Source organism: Vibrio sinus (assembly GCF_023634645.1).
In the GTDB taxonomy this organism is placed as follows: domain Bacteria; phylum Pseudomonadota; class Gammaproteobacteria; order Enterobacterales; family Vibrionaceae; genus Vibrio; species Vibrio sinus.
This window is the reverse complement of record NZ_JAMKMR010000055.1, coordinates 1-568: the sequence shown is the minus strand read 5'-3', so window position 1 is coordinate 568 and position 568 is coordinate 1. Positions and strand designations below refer to the sequence as shown.

The 568-nt window shown below is 49.8% G+C and carries 1 protein-coding gene; it reads right to left on the bottom strand.

Going from position 1 to position 568, the window contains the following annotated elements; all coding sequences use genetic code 11:
- Positions 1 to 568 (bottom strand): type VI secretion system tip protein TssI/VgrG (gene tssI / locus M9194_RS21555; protein WP_250614768.1); only part of this gene is annotated, 568 nt, incomplete at both ends.

Below are 568 nucleotides of genomic sequence, written 5' to 3'. Positions count from 1 at the left end.
GGTGTGTAAGAAACTGTACGCTGGGTTAGTAAACAGCCGATCCTTTAGCTGAACGGAGGCCGAGCGCAGTCGTTGATGGCGCTGAAATTGGCGCACATAGGGCACCGCGCTAACGCCGCTGCTCAGTGCATTATATGGCACTGGCTCAGGCAGCTTTGAGGCGTTCTTTGACTCATCAGCAAAGATCACCGTGTTTTTGTTATTGGTGTGAGTAAAGTAGAAATAGATGCCTTCTTCTGCGGCGATGCGCTGAATAAAGTCCAAATCTAACTCACGATATTGCACACAATATTCCCGTTTTGGGTACTGGCGAGTCAGCGCAAATGCGAAGTCTTGGATCCCCATCTCTTGAACAATCACCGAAATAATTTCAGGCACCGTCTGCGCTTGAAAGATACGACTATTATGACGCAGGGTAAGACGCATCATTGGGGGAACAAAATGCACTTGGTACACCGTATGACGATGCCCGGTATCCCCTAGCGAACACTCACTGATAATGCCGTGCCATTGCTGGGCAATCTCACCATCGCGCCACAAGGTCAAGGTGGCATTGTGATCAACCAGC